At 73.4% G+C, this 23,415-nt stretch carries 22 protein-coding genes; 13 read left to right on the top strand and 9 right to left on the bottom strand.

Going from position 1 to position 23,415, the window contains the following annotated elements:
* Positions 1–14: 14 nt before the first annotated feature.
* The 6 genes from J3P32_RS09665 to J3P32_RS09640 are packed head-to-tail and all read left to right on the top strand — an operon-like array spanning position 15 to position 6,142.
* Complete coding sequence (locus tag J3P32_RS09665; protein WP_210439565.1) at positions 15–866, top strand: class I SAM-dependent methyltransferase; 852 nt, start codon at positions 15–17, stop codon at positions 864–866.
* Positions 867–902: 36 nt separating this feature from the next.
* Positions 903–2,333 (top strand): calcium-binding protein, encoded by a 1,431-nt coding sequence (locus J3P32_RS09660; RefSeq protein ID WP_210439564.1) that lies wholly within the window; start codon positions 903–905, stop codon positions 2,331–2,333.
* Between the two features lie 40 nt (positions 2,334–2,373).
* Entirely contained in the window at positions 2,374–3,498 is a 1,125-nt protein-coding gene (locus tag J3P32_RS09655; protein ID WP_210439563.1) for a sensor histidine kinase, read from the top strand.
* The gene (locus J3P32_RS09650) at positions 3,495–4,220 is read left to right on the top strand and encodes a LytR/AlgR family response regulator transcription factor (RefSeq protein ID WP_210439562.1); all 726 of its coding nucleotides are present in this window, start codon (positions 3,495–3,497) and stop codon (positions 4,218–4,220) included. Before J3P32_RS09655 ends, J3P32_RS09650 begins: the two co-directional genes overlap by 4 nt.
* A 10-nt stretch (positions 4,221–4,230) precedes the next feature.
* Positions 4,231–4,620: a hypothetical protein gene (locus tag J3P32_RS09645; protein ID WP_210439561.1), complete on the top strand. Its 390-nt coding sequence runs from the start codon at positions 4,231–4,233 to the stop codon at positions 4,618–4,620.
* A gap of 7 nt (positions 4,621–4,627) precedes the next feature.
* Positions 4,628–6,142: a sodium/solute symporter gene (locus J3P32_RS09640; RefSeq protein WP_210439560.1), complete on the top strand. Its 1,515-nt coding sequence runs from the start codon at positions 4,628–4,630 to the stop codon at positions 6,140–6,142.
* A 106-nt stretch (positions 6,143–6,248) separates the two neighbouring features.
* Here J3P32_RS09640 and J3P32_RS09635 read toward each other — a convergent pair whose 3' ends face one another.
* On the bottom strand, positions 6,249–6,692 hold the full coding sequence (locus J3P32_RS09635) for a hypothetical protein (protein WP_210439559.1): 444 nt from the start codon (positions 6,690–6,692) through the stop codon (positions 6,249–6,251).
* A gap of 56 nt (positions 6,693–6,748) precedes the next feature.
* On the opposite strand from J3P32_RS09635, the gene J3P32_RS09630 reads away from it, so the two are divergent.
* Positions 6,749–8,206, top strand: coding sequence for a phospholipase D family protein (locus tag J3P32_RS09630; protein WP_210439558.1), 1,458 nt, complete (start codon positions 6,749–6,751; stop codon positions 8,204–8,206).
* Between the two features lie 4 nt (positions 8,207–8,210).
* On the opposite strand, the gene J3P32_RS09625 is transcribed toward J3P32_RS09630, so the two are convergent.
* Both J3P32_RS09625 and J3P32_RS09620 read right to left on the bottom strand, forming a co-directional pair.
* A complete protein-coding gene (locus tag J3P32_RS09625) occupies positions 8,211–9,746 on the bottom strand; it encodes an alpha/beta hydrolase family protein (RefSeq protein ID WP_210439557.1) in 1,536 nt (511 codons plus the stop codon).
* Positions 9,747–9,805: 59 nt separating this feature from the next.
* Positions 9,806–10,240, bottom strand: a complete 435-nt coding sequence (locus tag J3P32_RS09620; RefSeq protein ID WP_246850025.1) for a MarR family winged helix-turn-helix transcriptional regulator — start codon at positions 10,238–10,240, stop codon at positions 9,806–9,808.
* A 55-nt stretch (positions 10,241–10,295) separates the two neighbouring features.
* On the opposite strand from J3P32_RS09620, the gene J3P32_RS09615 reads away from it, so the two are divergent.
* Positions 10,296–11,378, top strand: coding sequence for a methyltransferase (locus J3P32_RS09615; RefSeq protein ID WP_210439556.1), 1,083 nt, complete (start codon positions 10,296–10,298; stop codon positions 11,376–11,378).
* A gap of 1 nt (position 11,379) precedes the next feature.
* Complete coding sequence (locus tag J3P32_RS09610; RefSeq protein WP_210439555.1) at positions 11,380–11,778, top strand: DUF1304 family protein; 399 nt, start codon at positions 11,380–11,382, stop codon at positions 11,776–11,778.
* A 46-nt stretch (positions 11,779–11,824) separates the two neighbouring features.
* Here the strand turns inward: J3P32_RS09610 and J3P32_RS09605 are convergent, their stop codons facing one another.
* The 4 genes from J3P32_RS09605 to J3P32_RS09590 all read right to left on the bottom strand — a co-directional run bounded on the left by J3P32_RS09605 (position 11,825) and on the right by J3P32_RS09590 (position 15,610).
* On the bottom strand, positions 11,825–12,727 hold the full coding sequence (locus tag J3P32_RS09605; RefSeq protein WP_210439554.1) for an NAD-dependent epimerase/dehydratase family protein: 903 nt from the start codon (positions 12,725–12,727) through the stop codon (positions 11,825–11,827).
* 22 nt (positions 12,728–12,749) lie between these two features.
* On the bottom strand, positions 12,750–13,406 hold the full coding sequence (locus J3P32_RS17805; protein WP_210439553.1) for a phosphatase PAP2 family protein: 657 nt from the start codon (positions 13,404–13,406) through the stop codon (positions 12,750–12,752).
* A 124-nt stretch (positions 13,407–13,530) separates the two neighbouring features.
* Positions 13,531–15,108: a phosphatidylinositol-specific phospholipase C/glycerophosphodiester phosphodiesterase family protein gene (locus J3P32_RS09595; protein ID WP_210439552.1), complete on the bottom strand. Its 1,578-nt coding sequence runs from the start codon at positions 15,106–15,108 to the stop codon at positions 13,531–13,533.
* A 103-nt stretch (positions 15,109–15,211) separates the two neighbouring features.
* Entirely contained in the window at positions 15,212–15,610 is a 399-nt protein-coding gene (locus J3P32_RS09590; protein ID WP_210439551.1) for a VOC family protein, read from the bottom strand.
* A 326-nt stretch (positions 15,611–15,936) separates the two neighbouring features.
* On the opposite strand from J3P32_RS09590, the gene J3P32_RS09585 reads away from it, so the two are divergent.
* The 3 genes from J3P32_RS09585 to acs all read left to right on the top strand — a co-directional run bounded on the left by J3P32_RS09585 (position 15,937) and on the right by acs (position 19,970).
* Entirely contained in the window at positions 15,937–16,278 is a 342-nt protein-coding gene (locus tag J3P32_RS09585; protein ID WP_210439550.1) for a DUF485 domain-containing protein, read from the top strand.
* Positions 16,278–17,885 carry a solute symporter family protein gene (locus J3P32_RS09580; protein WP_210439549.1) on the top strand — a complete coding sequence of 536 codons (1,608 nt, stop codon included), beginning with the start codon at positions 16,278–16,280 and terminating at the stop codon, positions 17,883–17,885. The genes J3P32_RS09585 and J3P32_RS09580 overlap by 1 nt, the downstream gene beginning before the upstream one ends.
* 132 nt (positions 17,886–18,017) lie before the next feature.
* Positions 18,018–19,970, top strand: coding sequence for an acetate--CoA ligase (acs, locus tag J3P32_RS09575; RefSeq protein WP_210440730.1), 1,953 nt, complete (start codon positions 18,018–18,020; stop codon positions 19,968–19,970).
* A 281-nt stretch (positions 19,971–20,251) separates the two neighbouring features.
* Here acs and nhaA read toward each other — a convergent pair whose 3' ends face one another.
* The gene (gene nhaA / locus J3P32_RS09570; RefSeq protein ID WP_210439548.1) at positions 20,252–21,631 is read right to left on the bottom strand and encodes a Na+/H+ antiporter NhaA; all 1,380 of its coding nucleotides are present in this window, start codon (positions 21,629–21,631) and stop codon (positions 20,252–20,254) included.
* A gap of 175 nt (positions 21,632–21,806) precedes the next feature.
* Here nhaA and J3P32_RS09565 point away from each other — a divergent pair, with 175 nt between their 5' ends.
* On the top strand, positions 21,807–22,211 hold the full coding sequence (locus J3P32_RS09565) for a phage holin family protein (RefSeq protein ID WP_210439547.1): 405 nt from the start codon (positions 21,807–21,809) through the stop codon (positions 22,209–22,211).
* A 27-nt stretch (positions 22,212–22,238) separates the two neighbouring features.
* Here the strand turns inward: J3P32_RS09565 and J3P32_RS09560 are convergent, their stop codons facing one another.
* Positions 22,239–23,414 (bottom strand): MarP family serine protease, encoded by a 1,176-nt coding sequence (locus J3P32_RS09560; RefSeq protein WP_210439546.1) that lies wholly within the window; start codon positions 23,412–23,414, stop codon positions 22,239–22,241.
* Position 23,415 lies beyond the last annotated feature (1 nt).

Raw genomic sequence — 23,415 nt, 5'->3', positions numbered from 1 at the left:
GTAGCCTGACCGGGATGAGCGACGAGCAGCCCGAGCCCACCGCCCCTGCCGACCGCGCGCGGTCCTTCGGCTCGGTCGCGGAGGCGTACGACCGCGGCCGGCCGACGTACCCCGCGGAGGCGGTCGCGTGGCTGGCGGGCGGCGAGGCGAAGGTCGTCCTCGAGCTCGGCGCCGGCACCGGGAAGCTGACCCGCGCGCTCGTCGACCAGGGCCACGCGGTCTTCGCGACCGAGCCCGACGAGGCGATGCTCGGGGTCCTGCGGGAGCGGGTGCCGGAGGTGAGCGCGAAGGTGGCCACCGCGGAGGACGTCCCGGCCAACGACCGCTCGGTCGACGTGGTGGTCGTCGCGCAGGCGTTCCACTGGTTCGACCACGAGGCGGCGCTGACCGAGATCGCGCGGATCCTCAAGCCGGGCGGTCACCTCGCGCTCGTGTGGAACAGCCGCGACGAGCGGATCCCGTGGGTGCGGCGGATGGGCGACATCCTCGGGCGTGAGGACCTCGACACGTCGTCGGCGGAGCACCTGGTGCACAGCGACCTCTTCGGCTTCGTGGAGGAGGCGAACTTCAAGCACTGGCAGGAGGTCAACCGCGAGACGATCCTCGACCTGGCCCGCTCGCGCTCCAGCTTCGCGACCATGACCGACGACGAGCGCGAGGAGAGGCTCGGCCGGATGCTGGCGTTCTACGACGACTACGGCCGCGGCATGGACGGCATGCGGATCCCCTACGTGGCGCGCTGCTACCGCGCCGTCGTGATCGATCGCGACGAGTCCACAACTTCCGACGGGGACGAGCCGTCACAGCAGGGTCCGGTCGTGAGCGACGGCACCGACACCGACATGTTGCTCATCGACTTCCGCTGATCCGTCCCAGGGGGACCCATGCGTCGTACGACGACAATGACCGCTGCCGGCCTGCTCGGCCTGGCCCTGCTCGCACCAAACGCGTCGGCCACCGCCGCCGGCGAGACCTGCCGGGGCGAGGCGGCGACCATCGTGGGCACCGGCGCCAGCGTGACCGGCACCGAGGGACGCGACGTGATCGTGACCGGCACGGCCGTTGTCGTCGACGCCCGCGGCGGTGACGACCTGGTCTGTGTCGCAGGCACCGTGACCAGCTCGAACGTCCTCGTCGTCGACGCCGGCAGCGGCGACGACGTGGTGGACGCCACCGCTGTCGCCGCGAGCCACCTGCTCACCACCGTCCTCGGCGCCGGCGCGGACACCTTCGCGGGTGGGCCGGCCCGCGACACGGTCCACGGCGGCGTGCGCACGGAGCCGCGTACCGACACGGACACCGACACCATCACCACGGGTGACGGTGGGGACAGCGTCATCAGCGGCTCGGGCGGCGCCGTCAACCGCGACGTCGTGGACACCGGACCCGGTGACGACTCCGTCAACCTCCCGTCCCCCGAGCTCGGACAGCAGGCCTCCATCAGCGGCGGCGCCGGCACCGACGTGCTGCGCCTGGCGAACGACGCACCCGACCTGGTGATCGACATGGCCGCGGACACCTTCACCACGCCCGCCGGAACGGCGACCTTCGCCTCCCTCGAGAGCGCCGTCATCACCACGGGGCCGGGCCGGTTGACCTACCGCGGCACGCCCGGCAACGACCTGGTCAGGGTGCACCCGACCGCCGGCGCGCCACTGCTCGACATCAGCACCGCTGCGGGCCAGGACGAGATCGTCGTCGAGCCGGCGACCTTCGCCGCCGGCAGCCGCCTCGACGGCGGTGAGGGCCGCAACGTGCTCGTCGCCGCCAGCCGGAGCGGCACCATGTCGCTCGACCTCGGCGAGCAGGAGCTCGTGGTCGGTGGCACCTCGGTGACCGCCGCCGGCATCCAGGACGCGTTCCTCCTGGCTCCGGACGTCACCATGGTAGGCGACGCCCGGGGCAACAACCTGTCGTTCGCCGGGTGCGCGGGCACCCTCCGCGGCAACGGCGGGCGCGACCGCCTGCTCAACGTCTTCGACAGCTACTTCGAGACCTACACCTACGAGTGCGCCACGAGGACGAGGATGACGGGCGGCTCAGGCGCCGACGTGCTGCAGGGCGGACAGGGAGCGGACCGGCTGCTCGGCGGCGGGGGCCAGGACACGATCGCCGGGCGCGGCGGGCACGACCGCATCCGCGGCAACGCAGCCGGCGACGCCATCGACGGCGGCGAGGGCCGCGACGACGTGCGCGGGAACGGCGGGCCCGACCGGCTCGACGGACACATGGCGGCCGACGTGCTGATCGGCGGCCCCGGGCGCGACCGGGCCGATGGCAGCCGCGGCCGCGACCGCTGCGTCGCCGAGCGCGAGAAGCGGTGCGAGCGCTGACACCTGCCCGCCTGCCCGGGGGTGGGGCTAGGGTCGCGCCATGTGGAGGTGGCGGCGCACGTCGCTGGGCGGCGAGGCCGACCGCGCCGCCTTTCGCGCCCTGCACAACGCGTCGCTGGCGAGCCCGGCGCTGCGGGAGGGGCTGACGTCGTCGAGCGCGGAGCGGTCCGTGGGCCACCTCCGGGCCCTCCTCGGCACGCCGGCCGCCGGGCTCGGCGACGCGAGGGGGCTGCTCGCGTGGGACGGCCTGGGCGGCCACCACCGCTCGCAGCTCGCGGCCACCGTCGGCCAGGTCGCGGAGACCGGCCGTACCATGATCGTCGACGAGCGCACGCTGGTCTGCGACGACGGCGGCTGCCAGGTGCGGCAGGCGATCGTCAGCCCGCTGGTCGTCGAGGAGACGCTCGTCGGCGCCCTGGTCGTGGGCGCACCGCACACCACCGGTGGCCTGGTGCGCGCGGCCGACGAGGTCGCCTCGTGGGTCAGCGGCCAGCTCGAGCTCGCCGAGCTCGACGCGTCCCGGACCCGGCTCATGGAGGCCGAGGTGCGGGCCCTCCGTGCTCAGATCAGCCCCCACTTCATCTACAACTCCCTTGGTGCGATCGCCAGCTTCGTGCGCACCGACCCCGACCGGGCCCGCGAGCTGCTGCTCGAGTTCGCCGACTTCACCCGCTACTCCTTCCGCCGGCACGGCGACTACACGACGCTCGCCGAGGAGCTCCGCTCCGTCGAGCGCTACCTCCTCCTCGAGCAGGCGCGCTTCGGCGACCGGCTGCAGGTGACGCTCCAGGTGGCCCCGGAGGTGCTGCCGGTCGCCGTGCCGTTCCTGTGCATCCAGCCCCTCGTGGAGAACGCCGTGCGCCACGGGCTGGAGGCCAGCGCGGACAAGGCGGACGGCGTCGGCCGCCTCTCGATCACCGCCCGCGACCTCGACCAGGAGTGCGTGCTCGAGGTCGAGGACGACGGCACCGGGGAGGACCCCGAGCGCGTACGCCGCGCGCTCGCCGGTGACGCCTCGATGGACTCCGTCGGACTGGGCAACGTGGACGCCCGGCTGCGCAACGCGTACGGGGACGACTACGGTCTGGTGGTCGAGACCGCACCCGGGGCCGGCACGAAGGTCATCGTCCGGGTGCCGAAGTTCGCCCCCGGAGTGCAGGTATGACGCAGTCGACGGCCCGGCTGAGGGTGCTCGCCATCGACGACGAGCGCCCCGCCCTCGACGAGCTGACCTTCCTCCTCGGCCGGGACCCCCGCATCGGCGAGGTGACCGGCAGCGACTCCGCGACCGATGCGCTGCGCGTGCTGCAGGCGGAGGAGGTCGACGCGGTGTTCCTCGACATCCAGATGCCGGGCCTCACCGGGCTCGACCTCGCGCAGGTCCTGTCCCGCTTCAGGCAGCCGCCCCCGGTCGTCTTCGTGACGGCCCACGAGGAGCACGCGGTCGCCGCCTTCGAGCTCCGCGCGGTCGACTACGTCCTGAAGCCGGTGCGCGAGGAGCGCCTCGCCGAGGCCGTGCGCCGCGTGGTCGAGGCCGGCGGACCGGCGCCGTCGGGCGACGTGCAGATCCCCGTCGAGCGCGGTGGGGTCACCCGCTTCGTCAACCGCTCCGAGATCACCCACGTGGAGGCGCAGGGCGACTACGCGCGGCTGCACACCGCGGACGGCTCGCATCTGGTCCGCACCCCCCTCTCCTCGCTGGCCGAGCAGTGGGCCGCGGCCGGCTTCGTGCGGATCCACCGCTCGGTGCTCGTCGCGCTCCCCCACGTCGAAGAGGTGCGCAGCGAGGGCGGTCGGGTGAGCGTGGTCATCGGGGGCACCGAGCTGCCGGTCAGCCGCCGCCACACCCGCGAGCTCCGCTCGGTCCTCACCCGGCGCCAGTCGTGAGGACGCGGCGATGAGCGACCCGTTGTCCCGGGTCCGGGTCACCGGTCCACCGCGGCGGCGCGCGCACGTCGTACGCGCGGCCCGCACGCGGGAGATCGACGCGGAGACCGCGCTGGGCGAGGTGTTCATGCGCTCGCTCCTGCGCGAGCAGCTCGTCCTCGCGCTGCGCGTGCTCGCGGCGCTGGCGCTGACCGTCGGCCTGCTGCCGCTGCTGTTCCACCTGTTCCCCGGGCTCGGGGACGTGAGGGTCGGGCCCGTGCCGGTCGCGTGGCTGCTGCTCGGGGTGCTGACCTACCCGTGGCTGGTCGTGCTGGGCTGGGCCTACATCCGGCGGGCCGAGCACAACGAGCGCGACTTCGCCGACCTGGTCGGGTCGGTGCTGCCCGAGGAGGACCGGTGAGCGCCCGATGAGCACCGACGTCGTCCCGGGCGTCGTCGCCGTCGTCCTCGTCTCGATCGCCACCCTCGCGATCGGCACCTGGGGGCTGCGGATCTCGCGCACCACCAGCGACTTCTTCGTCGCCTCGCGGACGGTGCGGCCGCGGCTCAACGCAAGCGCGATCGGCGGGGAGTACCTCTCGGCGGCGTCGTTCCTCGGCGTCGCGGGACTGCTGCTGACGTTCGGCGCCGAGATGCTGTGGTACCCGGTCGGCTGGACCGCGGGCTACCTCGTCCTGATGGTGCTCGTCGCCGCTCCGCTGCGACGCTCGGGCGCCTACACGCTGCCGGACTTCGCCGAGGCGCGGCTCGGGTCGAGCGGCGTGCGCCGGCTCTGCTCGGTGCTGGTCGTGGGCATCGGCTGGCTCTACCTGCTGCCGCAGTTCCAGGGCGCCGGCGTCACGCTGCGAGCGACGATCGGCGCACCGCCGTGGGCGGGCTCGCTGGTGGTGGCCGTCGTCGTGCTGGCGTCGGTGAGCCCCGGCGGGATGCGGTCGATCACCTTCGTGCAGGCCTTCCAGTACTGGCTCAAGCTCACCGCCCTGCTGGTGCCGGTCTTCGTGCTGGTCGCCGTCTGGCTGGCCGACGGCGCGGCCGACCCCGCCGCCGCCGCGCCGCACTCCTGGTCGGTCCCCCTCGCCGCCCCGGGTGGCGGCATCGGGCTCTACACGACGTACTCCCTCATCGTCGCGACGTTCCTCGGCACGATGGGCCTGCCGCACGTGGTCGTGCGGTTCTACACCAACCCCGACGGCCGGGCGGCGCGGCGCACGACGCTGGCGGTGCTCGGCCTGCTGGGCGTGTTCTACGTCCTGCCGCCGGTGTACGCCGCGCTGGGGCGCATCTACGCGCCGTCGCTCGTCGAGGACGGCTCCGACGTGCTGGTGCTCGCGCTGCCGTCGCTGATGGTGGGCGGCGTCGCGGGCGCCGTGCTGACCGGCCTCGTCACGGCCGGGGCGTTCGCGGCCTTCCTCTCGACGAGCTCGGGGCTCACGATCGCGGTCGCGGGCGTGCTGTCGCAGGACGTGACCGGCCGGCGGTGGGGGTCGGTCCGCCTCGGCGGGGTCGCGGCGTTCCGGGTGGCCGCGGCGGTCGCGGTCGTCGTACCGCTGCTGATGTCGCTGCCCGCCCAGGACGTGGCGGTGGCCCGGACCGTCGGCCTGGCCTTCGCGGTGACCGCATCGACGTTCGCCCCCCTGCTGATGCTCGGGATCTGGTGGCGCGGCCTGACGCCTGCCGGTGCGGTGGCGGGGCTGCTGGTCGGCGGGCTCGGGTCGGGCGCCGCGGTCGCCTGGACGTTGGCCGCCTCCCCGTCGTCGGGCTGGGGTCCGGCGCTGCTCGGGCAGCCGGCGGCCTGGTCGGTGCCGGCGTCCTTCCTCGCGATGGTGGTCGTCTCGCGGCTGACCCGGGCCTCGGTGCCGGCGCACGCCGGCCGGTTCATGGTGCGGCTGCACACGCCCGAGGCGGTCCAGCTCCAGCGCTGACCTGCCCGTGCACCACGCAGGCAGTTCGGGCGCCGAGCCCGACCCGCCACGCTCGACCCGACCACCGCAGCCGCGAGCCGCCTGCACGGTGCTCGGCCCGGCGCCGCTATCGCAGGGGCGCGGCGAGCTCCGGGCACATCGCCGCCAGCAGGTCGAGCTGCTCGGGCGTGACGTACGACGGGTTGCTGCCGGCCGGCATCCGGAGCACCTCCATCGCCCCCAGCCGCGGATGGCCCACCAGCTCGGTGCGCAGCACCGGGACGCCGAGCGGGGTCAGCTCGACCGGCATCACGCCCTCGCGCGCGGGGCCGGTCGTCCGACCGTGCGCGTGGATCCCGGCGGGCAGGTCCGCCTCGCTGCCGCTGACCCACAGCAGCACCCGCTGGCCGGCCGCGACGAGGTCGGTGCGGTACGTCGGGCGCACGCACCAGGTGTCCGCCTGCGCGAAACCGCCCAGCACGTGCGACCGGGTCGAGGGCGCGGCGCCGCTGGCCTTGACGAGCCACGCACCGAGCGTGTCGACGGTCAGGGCGCGAGCGGGAGCTGCCACTCCCTGAGGGTGGCACACCGTCGACACGCAGCCACGGCGGGTGCGAGCGTGGGCGCGTGAGCGACTGGTTCCTGCCGGAGTCGGAGCGTCCCTGGACGTCCGGCAACCTGGTCGTCCCGCGGGTCCACGGCGCCGACTACTTCGCGCGGGTCGTCGAGCTCGTCGAGGCGACGGAGGCGGGCGACCGGATCTTCTTCACCGACTGGCGCGGCGACTCCGACGAGCTGCTGACCGAGCACGGGCCGACCGTCGCCGAGCTGTTCGAGGCCGCGGCGGGGCGCGGCGTCGAGGTGCGGGCGCTCATGTGGCGCTCCCACCCGGGCCGCCTCAACGGCGAGGAGAACGGCCACCTCGGCCGGGTCCTCAACCAGTGCGGCGGCGAGGCGTTGCTCGACGAGCGGGTGCGCCGCGGCGGGTCGCACCACCAGAAGCTGCTCGTCGTACGCCGCAAGGGCCGGCCGGAGGAGGACGTCGCCTTCGTCGGCGGCATCGACCTCTGCCACGGCCGCCGGGACGACGCGCGGCACGCCGGCGACCCGCAGGCGCCGCCGCTCGACGACAGGTACGGCGACTCTCCGCCGTGGCACGACGCGATGGCCGAGATCCGCGGACCGGCGGTCGCCCACGTGCTCGACACCTTCACCGAGCGCTGGGACGACGACACCCCCCTCGACCACCGCAACCCCTACCGCGCCCTCGCCCACCGGGTCGCGCGGATGCCGCGGCACCCCGAGCGGCTGCCCGAGCGGTGGGACCCGCCGCCCGAGGCCGGGCGGCACCGGGTGCAGATCCTGCGGACCTACCCGGCGAAGCGGCCCCGCTACCCGTTCGCGCCGGAGGGCGAGCGGTCGATCGCCCGCGCCTACACCCGGGCCTTCAGCAGGGCGAGGAGGCTGGTCTACGTCGAGGACCAGTACTTCTGGTCCGACGTCGTCGCCACCACCCTCGCCGACGCCCTGCGCCGTGAGCCCACCCTGCAGGTCATCGCCGTCGTGCCGCGCCACCCGGAGGAGGACAGCAGGGTCGGGGGCCCGCCGATGAAGTACGGCCAGCGGATCGCGTGGGACCGGCTACGCGAGGCCGGTGGCGAACGGTTCGCGATGTTCGACCTGGAGAACGCCGCGGGCACGCCGATCTACGTCCACGCCAAGGTCTGCATCGTCGACGACCAGTGGATGACCATCGGGTCCGACAACCTCAACCTCCGCTCGTGGACGCACGACTCCGAGCTCACGTGCGCGGTCGTCGATCCCGACGACGAGCTGCCGCGGCGCCTGCGCACGTCCCTGTGGGCCGAGCACCTGGGGCTGCCGGACGACGACGACCGGCTCGCCGACCTCGACGACGCGATGGCCCTCTGGACGTCGCGCGTCGGTGCCCCGGGCAGCCGTGTCTCGCTCCACGAGCCGCCGCGGCTGCCGCGCGGCACGGCGCTCTGGGCGCGACCGGCCTACCGGCTGGCGTACGACCCCGACGGCAGGCCGAGGGCGCTCCGCGGGACCGCAGACTTCTGAGCCGTCACCGACCGGCCACGGGGAGGTGCACCACCACGTCGCGCATCCGCATCGCCCCGACGACCCGGCTGCCGAAGCCCACCGACATGTCCGACACCGGCGACACGGTGAGGAACAGCGTCTGGCCGGCCGGCACGTCGACGGCGACCGACGGCAGCTCGACGCCGGTGCGCGGCTTGCCGATCGCGATGCCGTTCTCCCGGATCGGCAGCATGTTGTTCTGCACGACCCTGGCGTCCAGCGGGCTGGTGCCGACCGACAGGGCGAGGAAGGCGCGGTTGTCCAGGCCGATGGTGGTGAGCCGCGCGTCGAGGCTGGGCGACCCGGCGACGGTGAGCGGTCCGTGCGCGATCGGGTAGGCGACCGGGACGCCCACGCCGACGGTGCTGACCACCTCGCCGAGCTCGACCGACGTGTTGGGCGCGACCGACGCGACGCTGACGCAGCGACCGCCGGCGGTGGCGAGGTGGTAGCGGCCGAAGCCGGTGAGGCCGCTCTTCGTCCCCTGGAGGCGCTGCTGGAGGAAGCGCAGGCCGAGGTCGGCGAAGGACTCGCTGCCGAGCACCGGCGAGCAGGCGTCGGTCCCGCCGGCGACGGGGACGTCGGCGTTGGTGCCGGCCGGGAGCACGGACGGCAGCGTGTGGCCGCCGTTGTAGCCGACGAAGATGCTCCGCGCCCGCGCCCGGTCGGTGAGCAGCCGGGAGAAGTTGTCCAGCCCCTGGTCGAGCGGGAAGAGGTTGTCGGTCGCGCCCTGGCCGAAGAGCACCGGCACGTCGAGTCGCCGCCCCTGGCGCACGTGCCACTCGGGACCGTTCTGGTCGAGGAACTCGTGGAGGTACGGCGGGACGTTGCCCGTCGCCGCCGCCTCGACGAATCCCTGCAGCACGATGGGCGGGAGGGCGTCGGTGGGCAGCGCGGCCGCCACCAGCGCGGTGGCCCACTCGGTCCGCGGCACGCCCTGCGGGAAGAGGCTCTCGGTCAGGCTGAACCACGTGATCTCGGGGACCAGCGCGTCGAAGCGGGTCGCGCCGCGGTCGCGGACCTCGCTCAGCGCTCCGGCGAACTGGTAGCCGCCGCCGTACGATCCGCCGATCGCGCCCAGCACGGGGTCGCCCGGCCGCTGCTTGCGCACCCAGTCCTGGGCGGCGACGAGGTCGACGAGCCGCTGCACGTCCTGGCCCTCGACGTCCGGGTCCTCGATGTGGGCGTGCCCGCCGCTCTCCCCGAACCCGCGCTGGTCGAAGCTCAGCACGCCGAACCCGGCGTCGGTGAGGTAGGCGAAGGCGGCGGGATCCGTCGTCCGGCTCCCACCCCAGCCGTGGCTGTGCATCACGAGCGGCACCGGGCGGTCCTCGGTGGCGCCGGCGGGGCGGAACATCGTCCAGCAGATGTCGACCGGCGCGCTCGTGCCGGGGTCCGCGATGCTCTGGACGCAGCCGTTGGTCGTGGTGACCTCGGCCGCCGAGGCCGGCGGGCCGAGGAACGGCGTCGAGGCGGCGGCGAGGACGGTGGCGACGGCGGACGCGACGAGTCGGTGCATGGACGGTCTCCTATGACGGGGGTCACACGTACCAACGAGTAACCGCCGCAGGGGCTACGTCACGCGAAGGGGTCGGTGACCTCGCGCAGCCGGACGAGCGCGGTGCGCAGGTGCCCCGCGAGCTCGGGCCCGAGGTGCTCGACCCACTCCCGCTCGACGCCCTGCACGACCTCGGCGGCGTGCCGCGCCGCCTCCCGGCCGCGGCCGGAGAGCCGGATCAGCCGGGCCCGGCCGTCCGCCGGATCGGGCACCCGCTCGACGAGTCCCTGACGCTCGAGGGCGGCTACGAGCAGGCTGGCGGTCTGCTTGGTCACCTGCGCCCGGTCGGCGAGCTCGGTCAGCCGCGAGCCGTCGTCGGCGATCCGCTGGGCGATGCGCGACTGGGCGACCGTGACGTCGTAGCCCGCCCCGCGCATCGCCGCGATGACTCGCTCGTCCATGGCCCGGTACGAGACGAACATCAGCGTGGCGAGGTCCATCGCTCCCCTTGACATTGGTCAGCCTCGCTGACCATTATGGTCAGCATTCCTGACGATCATAGGAGTGCGCATGACGAAGCCTCCTCCGGTGCCCCTCGCCCGCGCGGCGACCCGTGTCCGCACCGCGCTCCAGGGGCTGACCCGGCGGATGGTGCCGCCCGAGGTCGGCGTACTGGAGGTGATGTCGTCCTTCATGGCCACCCACGCGACGTACGCCCTGACGCGGGTGGGCGCTGCCGACGCCCTCGCGAGCGGCCCCCGCACCGCCGCGGAGGTGGCCGCCGAGGCGGGCACCGACCCCGACGCGACCTACCGGCTGCTGCGTGCGTGCGCCGGGCACGGGCTGCTCACCCGGTCCGGCGACCGCTTCGCCCTCACCCCCCTCGGCCGCGCACTCGTGTCGCAGCACCCCGGGTCCATGCGCCCGGTGGTGCTGATGATCGGGGACCCGCGCTACCAGGCGGTGTGGGGCCAGCTGCCCGAGGCGGTGGTCACGGGCACTCCGCGCGCGGAGGCGGTCCACGGGGTGTCGATGTGGGAGCTGCTCGACCGCGAGCCCGACTACGCCGCCGTCTTCGACGACGCGATGACGCGCCTGACCGCGCTCGACTGGCCGACGGTCGCGGCGGCGTACGACTTCACGCCGTACGGCGTCGTCGTCGACGTGGGCGGCGGGCACGGGCAGCTGCTGGCGTCCGTGCTCGGCGTGGCCCCGGCGGCCAGGGGTGTCCTGCTCGAGCGACCGGCGCTCCTCCCCCACGCGGAGCGGCACCTGCGCGAGGCCGGGGTCCTCGAGCGGTGCCGCCTCGTGGGCGGGTCGTTCTTCGACACCGCGCCCGACGACGGCGACCTCTACGTCCTGCGACGCGTGGTCCACGACCTCGACGACGAGCAGGCGGTCGCCGTCCTCACCACCCTCCGGGCGCACACGCCGGCCGGAGCCACCCTCGTGCTGATGGAGAGCGTCGTGCCGCCGGACGGCGGTCCTCACTTCGCGACGTCCCTCGACCTCGACATGCTGCTCTTCGTCGGCGGACGCGAACGCACCGAGCAGGAGTACGCCGCCCTCCTCGAGCGTGCCGGCTTCCGGTTGACGCGCGTGGTCCCCACCGTCTCGACGGTGTCCCTCGTCGAGGCTCGGCCGGTGACCTGAGGTGGACGCGCTCGCGCAGGTCTGCACGGTCGTGTCGGCCGTCGTGCTGATCGCGGTCTTCCCGCTCGAGGCCTTCCTCGTGGACCGGCCCTGGGTGCAGCGGTTCCTCGGCATCGAGCCGTACGGCATCGCGAACGTGCACCTGTGGTCGTTCTGCATCGGGGCCCGCAACGCGCTGGCCGGGGTGGGGGCGCTCACCGGGCTCTGGATGGTGCACCGCGGCGACGAGCAGACCGGCACGGTCGTGGTCGTGGTCTCGCTGGCCTACATGCTGCTGGCGTCGCTCGCCATGGGCGTCGCCGACCTGCTGGGCTACTGGCGGCCGCGGGGCGGGAGCGTGCGCGGCACGGTGGCGTCGTCGGTGCTGCCGGCGGTGGCGCTCGTGGCCCTCGCGGTGTGAACCCCCGCGCCGGCCCGGCGCCGGCCCCGCGCCGGCCCCGCGCCGGTCAGGGGCGCAACCCGGCCCGCAGCTCCTCGAGCGCCTTCGGGAGGTCGACCTGCGGCGTCCAGCCCCAGGCCCGTGCCCGGTCGGCGACGATCCGGCCGGTCCATGCCGGCCCGTCCTCCCAGACCGGCTCGATGCCGAGCGCCTCGGTGACGGCGCCGAGGTAGTCGCGCTGGGTGGCCGGCCCGGCGGCCACGTTGACGGCCGTGCACTCGGCCGCCACGGGGCCGGAGCCCGCGTCGTCGGCCGTCGCGATCGCGCCGGTGGCGACGTCGGCCGCGAGGCGGGCGAGGTCGTCGACGTGCACCCAGGCGAAGCTCTGGTCGGGGTTGGCGTGCCGCTGGGTCGTGTCGTCGCGGACCTGCGCGGGCCGGACGGTGTTCCAGACCGAGGTCTCCCCCGCTCCGAGGATCGCAGGGGGCCGCAGAAGCACGCGCGTCGTGCCCTCGAGCCGCTCCAGCGCCGCGTCGAGGTCACGCTTGATGACGTTGTAGGCCGAGGAGTCGTCGCCCACGAGGGTCCCGGACTCGTCGACGTCGCCGACGCCGGGGCTGCGGTCGTACACCCCGGCGGTCGACACGTGCACGAGGAGCGGCACGCCGGCGTCGACGGCCGCCTCGGCGATCGTCAGCGTGCCGTCCAGGCCGACCCGGCGCTGGTCGTCGCGCCCGCTCCCGAGCGGGTGCACGGTGGTGACGAGGGTGTCCGCGCCCGCCACCACCTGTGCCGCGAAGGCCGGGTCCGCGAAGTCGCCGACGTGCTCCTCGACGCCCGGCAGCACCGGGGCGGTCCCGAGGCGGCGTACGACGGCGCGGACCGTGGCTCCCCGCTCGCTGAGGGCGGACACGACGTGGCTGCCCACGAGTCCGTTGGCTCCGGTCACGACGACGATGCGGGAGGTCATGCTCCCACCCTGACAGCCCGTCCTAGCGCTGGCGACGGACGGTGCGCGGCAGCAGCACCCGGGCGACCACGAGCAGCCAGGCCGTCGCGAACACCACGCTGGCCAGCACGTCCGTGACGTGGTGCGCGCCCTGGTAGAGCCGGGCGGGCAGCACGACCAGCGGCGCCAGGAACAGCAGCCACGACCACCGGCGCCACCGCGGCGCCACCCGTGTGAGCCACAGCGCGATGCCGCCGTAGACCACGATCGCGGTCGCCACGTGCCCCGACGGGAAGCTGTGGTCGGGCACCAGGCCCGGGTCGAGGATCCGCACCGGTGGGCGGTCGCGCGGGACGAGGTGCGTCACCACGACGTAGAGCAGCAGGCTGCCGCCGACCAGGACGGTGAAGTAGACCACCGGCTGCCACGAGCGCCGCCACCGCGCTCCGAGCGCGGCGACGACGAGCGCGAGCGCGACGCCGACGACCGTGTCGGCGATCGCGCTGCCGGCGGCCGCCGCCCTGTCCAGCCCGGGGGTGCGTCCGGCCGCGATGTCGCGCGCGACGCCGTCGTCCCAGGGATCCACGCGCGGCTCCAGCGGCCCGGTGACCAGCCACCCGACGGCGAGGACGGCCAGGACCAGCAGGACCCACGCCGACGCCAGCGTGCGTGCGCTCGCGCGGCGGGTGTGCTCGGTCACGGGTCGAGCCTGCCCCAGGTGGGGGGGCGGGGGTTTAATTCCCCCGCCTAAGCGGGGGATTGCGAACTTCCGGGGGCGTGCATGCCTCCGGAAGTTCACACAGACCCCGAGAAGTCGGACGCGATCAGCGGCCCGGTCGCACCAGCCGGGAGTCCGCGAGCAGGAAGTCGTGGTCGGTGTGGATGGCTGGTACGACGGTGCCCGCCGGGCCGCGGAACCGGTCGTTGCCGTAGACGTGCTGGATGCCGGGCGCCTGCGCCGCTGCCGCGTCGGTGAGCGTCCACCAGCCGGCCGGCGCGCAGGACGCCTGCCGGTTGACGTCACCGCCGAGCACCACCGCCGTGTCGGCGTACGACGACAGGACGGTGGCCAGCTCGGCGCACTGGGCGTCGTTGGCCGCCTGCGCGTCGGCGGTGCCCCGCGTGCTGAGGTGGGCCGAGCACGCGGTGACGCCGCGCGCGGTGGTCGCGCAGATCCAGCGGCGCTCCTCGACCCCGGACTGCACGGCGAAGGCCCGGTCCTGCGAGCTCACGATCCGCTCCTTGGTGAGCACGGCGTTGCCGAACACGCCGCGGCCCTCGGGCCTCACGCACGGCAGCTCGGCGCCGCGGTAGATCACCGGCGCTAAGCGGAGGTGGTAGCCGGTGCGGCGCGCGATCTCCGCGGCGTCGCCGCTGCAGGCCTCGTTGAGCGACACGGCCTCCGCGTCCTGGCCCTCGATGGTCGCGACCGCCTCGTCGACGACCGCGGGATAGGCGGTGCGGCCGAAGCAGCCGGCGAGGCCGGACAGGCACAGGTTCATCTGGAGCACGGCGTACGGCGCACCGCGCCCGGGCCGCGACGGCGCCGTCGGGCGAGCCCGGAGGAAGGCTTCGAGGCCGGCCAGGTCGTCGGTGTTGAGGTGGTCGACCCCGGCGTCGAGCAGCTCGTCCCACAGCGCGTCGCGCGCCGGTCCGGCGGCATCGGGGGTCGCCCAGAACCGCACGCGGTACCCGGCTGCGTGGGCACGGTCCACCAGGTCGTGCAGCCTCGCGCGCTCGGCCTCGGGCATGGGACCCACGCCGAGCCAACTGAAGTGCTTGGTCCAGTTGTCGCTGAGCAGCGGCAGGTCGCTGGCCGGCACCCCCGAGCCGAGGTCGCCCAGGCGTCCGTCGTACCCGGCGTAGCGCACTCGCTGCGCCTGCATGGCGGCGAGGTCACGGTTGCCGCTGATGACCGCGGTGACCGCGCCCTGCTCCACCCGCCCGTCGCGGAACGTCGTCAGGATGCCTCGGTGCTCGGCGAGCGCCTCGTGCACGGCGGCGTACGTCGGGCCGGCCTCGCTCTTGACGTCGATCAGCAGCTGGAAGACGCCCCGGTCGCCGCGGTGGACCCGGCCGCCCTCGTGGCGGGTGCGCTCGACGAGCGGGTCGAGGTAGAGCGACTCGAGGGTGCGGGACGCGTCGACGTCCTGCCGGTCGTGGCTGACCAGGAGCTCCCCGTCGACGAGCCAGACGTCCGCCTCGACACTGGTGAAGCCGTGCGACAGCGCGTCGTGGAGCGGGCGGTCGTGCTCGTAGTCGTTGTGGGCGTGGGCCTGCGGCAGGGGCCGCACGCGCGGCTCCGGCGGCCCGGCCGGCGCGGCGGTCGTCGGCGTCGGGGCGAGGGTCAGCAGGGGGGCGGCGAGGAGGGGCGCGAGCAGTGCGCGCAGCGTCCGAGACATGCCTGCGAGCCCACCTCCCGCGGGCGAACTCCGGGTGACCGGACGCGTGCGGCAGGGCGAACGCCGGAGAACTCTCGGTGCCGGCGTCGGCAGAGGCAGCCGGTCAGGACACCTCGGCCGGCGTGAACAGCGTGAGCTGCATGCCGTCGGGCGCCGCGACGCGCGCGTTCCGGTCGCCCCACGGCGTGTCGACGGCGGGCGCGACCGACGTCGCCCCGGCCTCGACGAGCGACGCGGCCGCCGCGTCGGCGTCCGGCACCTGGAGCGCGAAGCGCACCGTGCCCGACACCCGGCGCCCGACCTCGAGGTCGTCGACCATGGCGGCCTGGGCGGCATCGAACAGCTCGAGGGTCGCGCGGCCGGCGTCGAGCAGCAGCACGCGCCCCTGCTCGCTGCTCCAGTCGGCCACCTCGGGCAGGCCCAGCGCGTCGCGGTAGAGGCGTACGGCGGCGTCGAAGTCGTCGACGGTGAGGGTGATGCGGAACTCCTGGACATCGCTCATGCGGCCATCGTCCTCGACCCGGTGCGTGGGCGGTCAAGGGCCGGTGGCGGCCTGCGCGGCGGCGGCCACGACGCGGCAGCCGCGCGCCCGGTAACGCCACCATCCGTGCGCTCCCGCCCCCACCGGTGGTGGCGGGAGTGCACGGACGGAGGCGTTACCCGGAGGACCAGACCGGCGACCGCTCGTCGTACGACACCGACCGCTGGGCGACGAGCCGCCTCCACCGGCCGACCCGGGCGGGCGCGCCCCTCCCGTCCGCGGCCCCGGCGGTGCCACCGTGACGGCGGTCACACCCGGTGGCCACCCATGCTCGGAAGGACCGATCCGTGACAGAGCCCGACCAGGCCGCGCGCCACGATCCCATCTACGACCGGTTGCATGCGACCCCCGAGTTCGCCGAGCTGCGGCGCCGCTACCGCGGCTTCGTGTTCCCGGCGACCGTCGCCTTCCTCGTCTGGTACCTGCTGTACGTCATCCTCTCCAACTGGGCCGGCGACTTCATGTCGACCCGGGTCGTGGGTCACATCAACGTCGCGCTGGTCTTCGGCCTGCTGCAGTTCGTGACCACCTTCGGCCTCGCCTACATGTACGCCCGCTACTCGCAGAAGAAGCTCGACCCGCTGGCTCGCCAGCTCGACGCGGACTACCGCAAGGGAGGCGACGCCTGATGGACACCCAGGTCCTCACCACCAGCCTGTTCCTGCTCGTCGTCGCCGCGACGGTGGGCATCACCTTCTGGGCGAGCCGCCAGACCAAGACGGCCGCCGACTTCTACTCCGGTGGCCGGTCGTTCTCCGGCTTCCAGAACGGTCTCGCCATCGGCGGCGACTACATGTCCGCCGCGTCGTTCCTCGGCATCTCCGGCGCCATCGCCGTCTACGGCTACGACGGGTTCCTCTACTCCATCGGCTTCCTCGTGGCCTGGCTCGTCGCGCTGCTCCTCGTCGCCGAGATGCTCCGCAACGCCGGCCGCTACACGATGGCCGACCAGCTCGCCTTCCGGATGCAGCAGCGCCCGGTGCGCACCGCCGCGTCGATCTCCACCGTCGTCGTGTCGATCTTCTACCTGCTCGCCCAGATGGTCGGTGCGGGCTCGCTCGTCGCGCTGCTCCTCGGCGTCGACAGCCAGGCGGTCAAGAACGTCACGATCATCGGCGTCGGCGCGCTGATGATCTTTTACGTCGTCGTCGGCGGCATGAAGGGCACGACGTACGTCCAGATCGTCAAGGCCGTCCTGCTGATGGTCGGCTCCGCGCTGATCGTGCTGCTGGTGCTGGCGAAGTTCAACTTCAACCTCTCCGAGCTGCTCGGCGCCGCGGCCGACAACTCGGGCAAGGGCGAGGCGTTCCTGCAGCCCGGCCTGCAGTACGGCGCCACGCTGACGTCGCAGATCGACTTCCTCTCCCTCGGCCTGGCCCTCGTGCTCGGCACCGCGGGCCTGCCGCACATCCTGATCCGCTTCTACACCGTGCCGACCGCCCAGGACGCGCGGAAGTCGGTGCTCTGGGCGATCGGGCTCATCGGCGCCTTCTACCTGATGACGCTGGTGCTCGGCTTCGGCGCTGCGGCGCTGCTCGACCGCAGCCAGGTCGACCCGCTCGAGGGCGGCAACCAGAACCTCGCCTCGCCCCTCCTCGCCGAGGCGGTCGGCGGAGGCGGCGACTCGACCGGCGGAGCGGTGCTGCTCGCTCTCATCGCGGCGGTGGCGTTCGCGACGATCCTCGCGGTGGTGGCCGGCCTGACCCTGGCGAGCTCGTCGTCGGTGGCGCACGACCTCTACAAGGGCGTGATCCGCAAGGACCAGGGCGTCACCGAGAAGGACGAGGTCAAGGTCGCCCGGATCGCCGCCTTCGTCATCGGCGCGGTCGCCATCGCCCTGTCGATCCCGGCACAGCGGCTGAACATCGCGTTCCTCGTGGCGCTGGCCTTCGCGGTCGCCGCGTCGGCGAACCTGCCGGCGATCATCTACAACATGTTCTGGAGGCGCTTCAACACCCGCGGCGCGACCTGGAGCATCTACGGCGGTCTGATCGCGGCCGTCGGGCTGGTGTTCTTCTCGCCCGTCATGTCGGGGCTGCCCACGTCGCTGTTCCCCGACTCCGACTGGTCGGTCTTCCCGCTCAACAACCCCGGCATCATCTCGATCCCGATCGGGTTCCTGCTGGGCTACATCGGCACCGTCACCTCCCGGGAGCCGGCCGCCGAGGACCGCTTCACCGAGCTCGAGGTCCGCGCCCTCACGGGCGCCGGAGCCGAGCAGGCCGTCCAGCACTGATCGCCCCGTGACCCCTTCGCCGAGCCGGAGTAGGTTCGGCGGAGGGGTCTCCCCATCCCCGAGAGCTTGCCCGCACCCGCACGCGTCCCGCACGAGGAGAGAGCCTTGTCCGAGCAGACCCTGTCGAACCTGATGCACGAGGACCGCCGTTTCGAGCCGCCGGCGGACCTCGCGGAGAACGCCAACGTCAAGGCCGAGGCGTACGACCGTGCCGACGCCGACCGCGAGGCCTTCTGGGCCGAGGCCGCCGAGCGGCTCGACTGGGGCCGGAAGTGGGACCAGGTCCTCGACTGGTCCAACCCGCCGTTCGCCAAGTGGTTCGTCGGCGGCACCCTGAACGCCGCGGTCAACTGCGTGGACCGCCACGTCGAGGCCGGCCGCGGGGACAAGGTCGCCCTGCACTGGGTCGGCGAGCCCATCCACGACGGGGTCGCCGACACGCGCGACATCACCTACGCCCAGCTCAAGGACGAGGTGTCGAAGGCCGCCAACGCGCTGACCGAGCTGGGCGTGCAGAAGGGCGACCGGGTCGCGATCTACATGCCGATGATCCCCGAGGTGGTCGTCGCGATGCTCGCGTGCGCCCGCCTCGGCGCCCCGCACACCGTCGTCTTCGGCGGCTTCTCCGCCGACGCGCTGGCCTCCCGCATCACCGACTGCGAGGCCCACGTCGTCATCACCTCCGACGGCGGCTACCGCCGTGGCGCCGCCAGCGCGCTGAAGCCGGCCGTCGACGAGGCGGTCGGGAAGACCGGCGACCTGGTGCGCAACGTCCTCGTCGTCCGGCGTACGGGCCAGGACGTCGACTGGCACGGCCGGGAAGAGGGTGGCCGCGACGTGTGGTGGCACGACGTCGTCGACAACGCGTCGACCGACCACGAGCCGGAGATGCACGACTCCGAGCACCCGCTGTACGTCATGTACACCTCGGGCACGACCGGCAAGCCCAAGGGCATCCTGCACACGACCGGCGGCTACCTCGCCGGTACGTCGTACACACACTGGTCGGTCTTCGACCTCAAGCCGGAGACCGACGTCTACTGGTGCACCGCTGACGTCGGCTGGGTGACCGGCCACTCCTACATGGTCTACGGCCCGCTGGCCAACGGCGCGACGCAGGTGATGTACGAGGGCACGCCCGAGAAGGGCCGCTGGTGGCAGATCGTGCAGGACTACAAGGTGACGATCTTCTACACCGCGCCGACGGCCATCCGGACCTTCATGAAGCAGGGCCGCGAGATCCCCGACGGCTACGACATGTCGTCGCTGCGGCTGCTCGGGTCGGTCGGCGAGCCGATCAACCCCGAGGCGTACATCTGGTACCGCGAGGTCATCGGCGGCGGCCGGTGCCCCGTCGTCGACACCTGGTGGCAGACCGAGACCGGCCAGATCATGATCAGCCCGCTGCCCGGCGTCACCGCCGGCAAGCCCGGCTCGGCGATGAAGGCGCTGCCCGGGATCTCCGCCGACGTGGTCGACGACGAGGCCCGGTCGGTGGGCAACGGCAACGGCGGCTACCTCGTGCTCCGCGAGCCGTGGCCGGCCATGCTGCGGACGCTCTGGGGCGACGACCAACGCTTCAAGGACACCTACTGGTCGCGCTGGCCGGGCCTCTACTTCGCCGGCGACGGGGCCAAGCTGGACGAGGACGGCGACATCTGGCTGCTCGGGCGGGTCGACGACGTGATGAACGTGTCGGGCCACCGCCTCTCCACCACCGAGATCGAGTCCGCCCTGGTCTCGCACCCCAAGGTCGCCGAGGCCGCGGTCGTGGGAGCGGCCGACGACACCACCGGCCAGGCCGTGTGCGCCTTCGTCATCCTGCGCGACTCCGCCGGCGACGGCGGGGAGGACATCGTCGAGGAGCTGCGCAAGCACGTCGCCAAGGAGATCGGCGCCATCGCCAAGCCGCGGCAGATCATGGTGGTTCCCGAGCTGCCCAAGACCCGCTCGGGCAAGATCATGCGGCGCCTGCTCAAGGACGTCGCCGAGCACCGCGAGGTCGGCGACGTCACGACGCTCGCCGACTCGACCGTCATGGACCTGATCAAGTCGAAGGAGACCTCCGCGCCGGCGGAGGACTGAGCTCGTCCGGCCCGGCGGCCCGCGGCCCCGCCCCGGGCGGCTGCGTCATACGAACCCGTACCTATCGGTGCGGGTTCGTATGACGTCCGGCCCCGACCGACGCGCGGCAGCTTCCAGCGTCATGCGGACCCGCACCTATGCGTGCGGGTTCGTATGACGTCCGGCCCGACCCCCGCGCGGCAGCCCCCGGCGTCATGCGGACCCACACCTATACGTGCGGGTTCGTATGACGTCCGGCCCGACCCCCGCGCGGCAGCCCCCGGCGTCATCCGGACCCACACCTATGCGGGCGGCTCCGCATGACGCTCGGCCCCCGAGCCGCGGGTGGAGGCCAGCAGCAGCGCGACACCCACGACGGCGGCGATGACCGAGGCCAGCAGGATGGCGATCTTCGCCTCCTCGGTCAGGAGGTCGGAGCCGGGGAACGACAGCCCCGCGATGAAGATCGAGACGGTGAAGCCGATGCCGCCGACCGCGCCGAGCCCGAACACCATCGGCCAGGTCGTGCCCTCGGGCAGCCTGCCGAGGCCGAGGCGGACGGCGACGAAGGAGGCGAGCGCGATGCCCACGGGCTTGCCCAGCACGAGCCCGAGCACGATCCCCAGGCCGACCGGCGCGGTGAACACCTCGCCGATCGCGCCGAGCTCGACCCCGGCGTTGGCGAGCGCGAACACCGGCAGGACGACGTACGCGGAGACCGGGTGCAGCGTGGCCTGCAGGCGCTCGACGACCGACACCGACTCCTTGAGCAGGAAGCGCAGCCGGGCGAGCTCGTCGGGGTCGATGTGGTGGTCGCGCAGGGCGTCGATGGCGTAGCCGCGTGCGACGTCCTCGTTGAGCAGCGGACGGGCCGGGGCGAGCAGGCCGATCGCGACGCCGGCGAGCGTGGCGTGGACGCCCGACTCGAGGAGCGCGAACCAGACGGCGACACCGAGGACGACGTACACGACGATCGTCCAGATGCGCATCCGGCGCGCCAGCACCATGACGGCGAGCAGGCCGAGCGCGGCCGCGAGCCAGCCCAGGGACAGGTCGCTGGTGTAGAACACCGCGATCACGAGGATCGCGCCGATGTCGTCGACGATCGCCAGCGTCAGCAGGAACAGCCGCGCCGCGGACGGGATCCGCCGTCCCAGCACGCCGAGCACACCGACGGCGAAGGCGATGTCGGTGGCCATCGGGATCCCCCACCCGGCACTCCCCGCGCTGCCCGGCGGGTTGAGCGCGAGGTAGATCCCGGCCGGCACGAGCATCCCGCCGACCGCCGCGACGATCGGCAGCGCCGCGGCCTTGGGGTCGCGCAGGTCGCCGTTGACCAGCTCGTACTTGATCTCGAGGCCGACGACGAAGAAGAAGATCACCATCAGGGCGTCGTTGACCCAGTGCTGGAGCGACTCGTCGAGGTGCAGCGGACCCACGTCGAGGGCCAGGTGGGTGTGCCAGAGGGAGTCGTACGACGCCGCCCACGGGCTGTTGGCCCACACCAGGGCGGCGGCCGCCGCGAGGAGCAGCAGGATCGAGCCGGCGGCCTCGATGCGGAGGAACTCGCGCACCGGTCGCGCGACGAGGCGGGCCAGGGGCTTGCCGCTCGCGCTGTAGACGGGCCCGGACTGCCACAGGTCGTCGGGGGCGCTCGGGCGGGACTTGCGAGGTGTGGCCATGCGGCTACGCATCCTTCGGGGTCGGCGGGGGCACTTGTCACCGCGGCTCCACGCCACGGGCCGACCAGACTTCCCGGCGCACCTGACACCACTCTAGCCGGGCGGCTGGGCGCCCCGTCGGCGTTGGTAGGGTCGCAACGACAGCTCGCCGGCGCACGACCGAAGGACCGCACCCATGGCCAACGAACCCGTCAGGGACACCGATCCGACGCTCGGCAAGCTCGTCATCGACGCCCAGCGCGACATCTCGACCCTGATCTCCAAGGAGATCCAGCTCGCCAAGAGCGAGCTCAAGGTCAGCGTCAAGCACGGCGGCGTGGGAGTCGGGCTGTTCGCGGGAGCGGCGTTCCTCGGCCTGCTCGCCGTCATCATGCTGTCGGTGGCGATCGCCTACCTCATCCACTGGAACGGGCAGGGCCTCGACCTGCACTGGGCGTTCCTCATCGTCTTCGCCGTCTACCTGCTGCTCGCCGGGCTGCTCGCCCTCATCGGGGTCAAGCAGGTGAAGAAGGTCAAGGCGCCCGAGCGGGCGATCGAGCAGGGCAGGCAGATCCCGCAGGCGCTCAAGGGCAGGGGCTGAGCCCGCACCCGGGCGGTCGTACGACGCTCAGCGCACGCAGGTGCCGGTGTCGACCGGCGCCTGCCGGGTGACGCCGGCCGCCGCGGACTCCGCCACCTGGTCGGCGGTCAGCGCGTAGCCGGTGTCCTGGTCGCTGACCGAGGCGGCGAAGACCATGCCGGCGACGTCGCCGGCCGACGTGACGATCGGGCCTCCGGAGTTCCCCGGGCGGATCAGCGCGCGCAGCGAGAACACCTGGCGGAGGACCGTGCCCTCGCCGTAGATGTCGGGTGAGCGCAGCCGCTGCTCGGAGCGGATGCGGCCGGACTCGACGTCGTACGGGCCGTCCTCGGGGTAGCCCAGCACGGCGACGGGGTCGCGCGGCTGCGCCTCGGTGTCGAGGACGAGGTGGGGGGTGCCGGTGTCGGGCAGCGACAGGACCGCGATGTCGAGGTCCTGGTCGTAGAGCACGACCGACGCCGTGACGGACGACCCGCCGACCTCCACCTCGGGGCGCGTCACGCCGGCGACGACGTGCGCGTTGGTCATCAGCCGGCCCGGCGCGAAGAGGAAGCCGGTGCCCTCGACGCCGCTGCCGCAGCCGTTGGTGCCGCGCACCTTGAGCACGCTCGCCTCGGCGGCGACCACGTCGGGGTCGGTGAGCATCCGCGGGTCGCCGGGCTTGACCGCGACGATCCGCTCGGGCGCGAACGGCTCGAGGTAGCGGGGGAAGAACGTCGTGCCGACGACGTTGTTGAACGCCTGGAGCACCGTGCCGGAGTCCGCCGGCAGCGTCCGGTCCACCTTCGCGAGGATCGTGGAGTCGCGCACCAGCGGCGTGATGGCGCCGATGCGGGTGCCGGAGACCGCGACGCCGAGCGCCCACGCCACGAGGAGCACCGCGACCGCACTGAGGGCCGACCCGCCGACGGCGTCCACGGCGCGCACCGGCTGCCAGGTGATGCGCTCGCGCACCTTGGCGCCGGCGTACTGGAGCACGGCCTGCCCGAGCGAGGCGGAGATGATCACGATGAACAGCGCCCCCAGCGACACCCACAGCGACGGGGCGGCGTCGCCGAGCGCGAGCGGGGCGGCCCAGATGCCGGCGAGGCCGCCGAGCAGGAGGCCGGCGGTGGCGCACGCGCCGGTGATGAACCCCTGCCAGTAGCCCGAGAGGGCGTAGATCCCCACGAGCGCCACGAGGCACCAGTCGAGGACGTTCATG

This window comes from Nocardioides xinjiangensis (genome assembly GCF_017916385.1).
GTDB lineage: Bacteria > Actinomycetota > Actinomycetes > Propionibacteriales > Nocardioidaceae > Nocardioides > Nocardioides xinjiangensis.
Note: the sequence above shows the minus strand (reverse complement) of the source record. Positions and strands in the feature narration are given on the sequence as shown.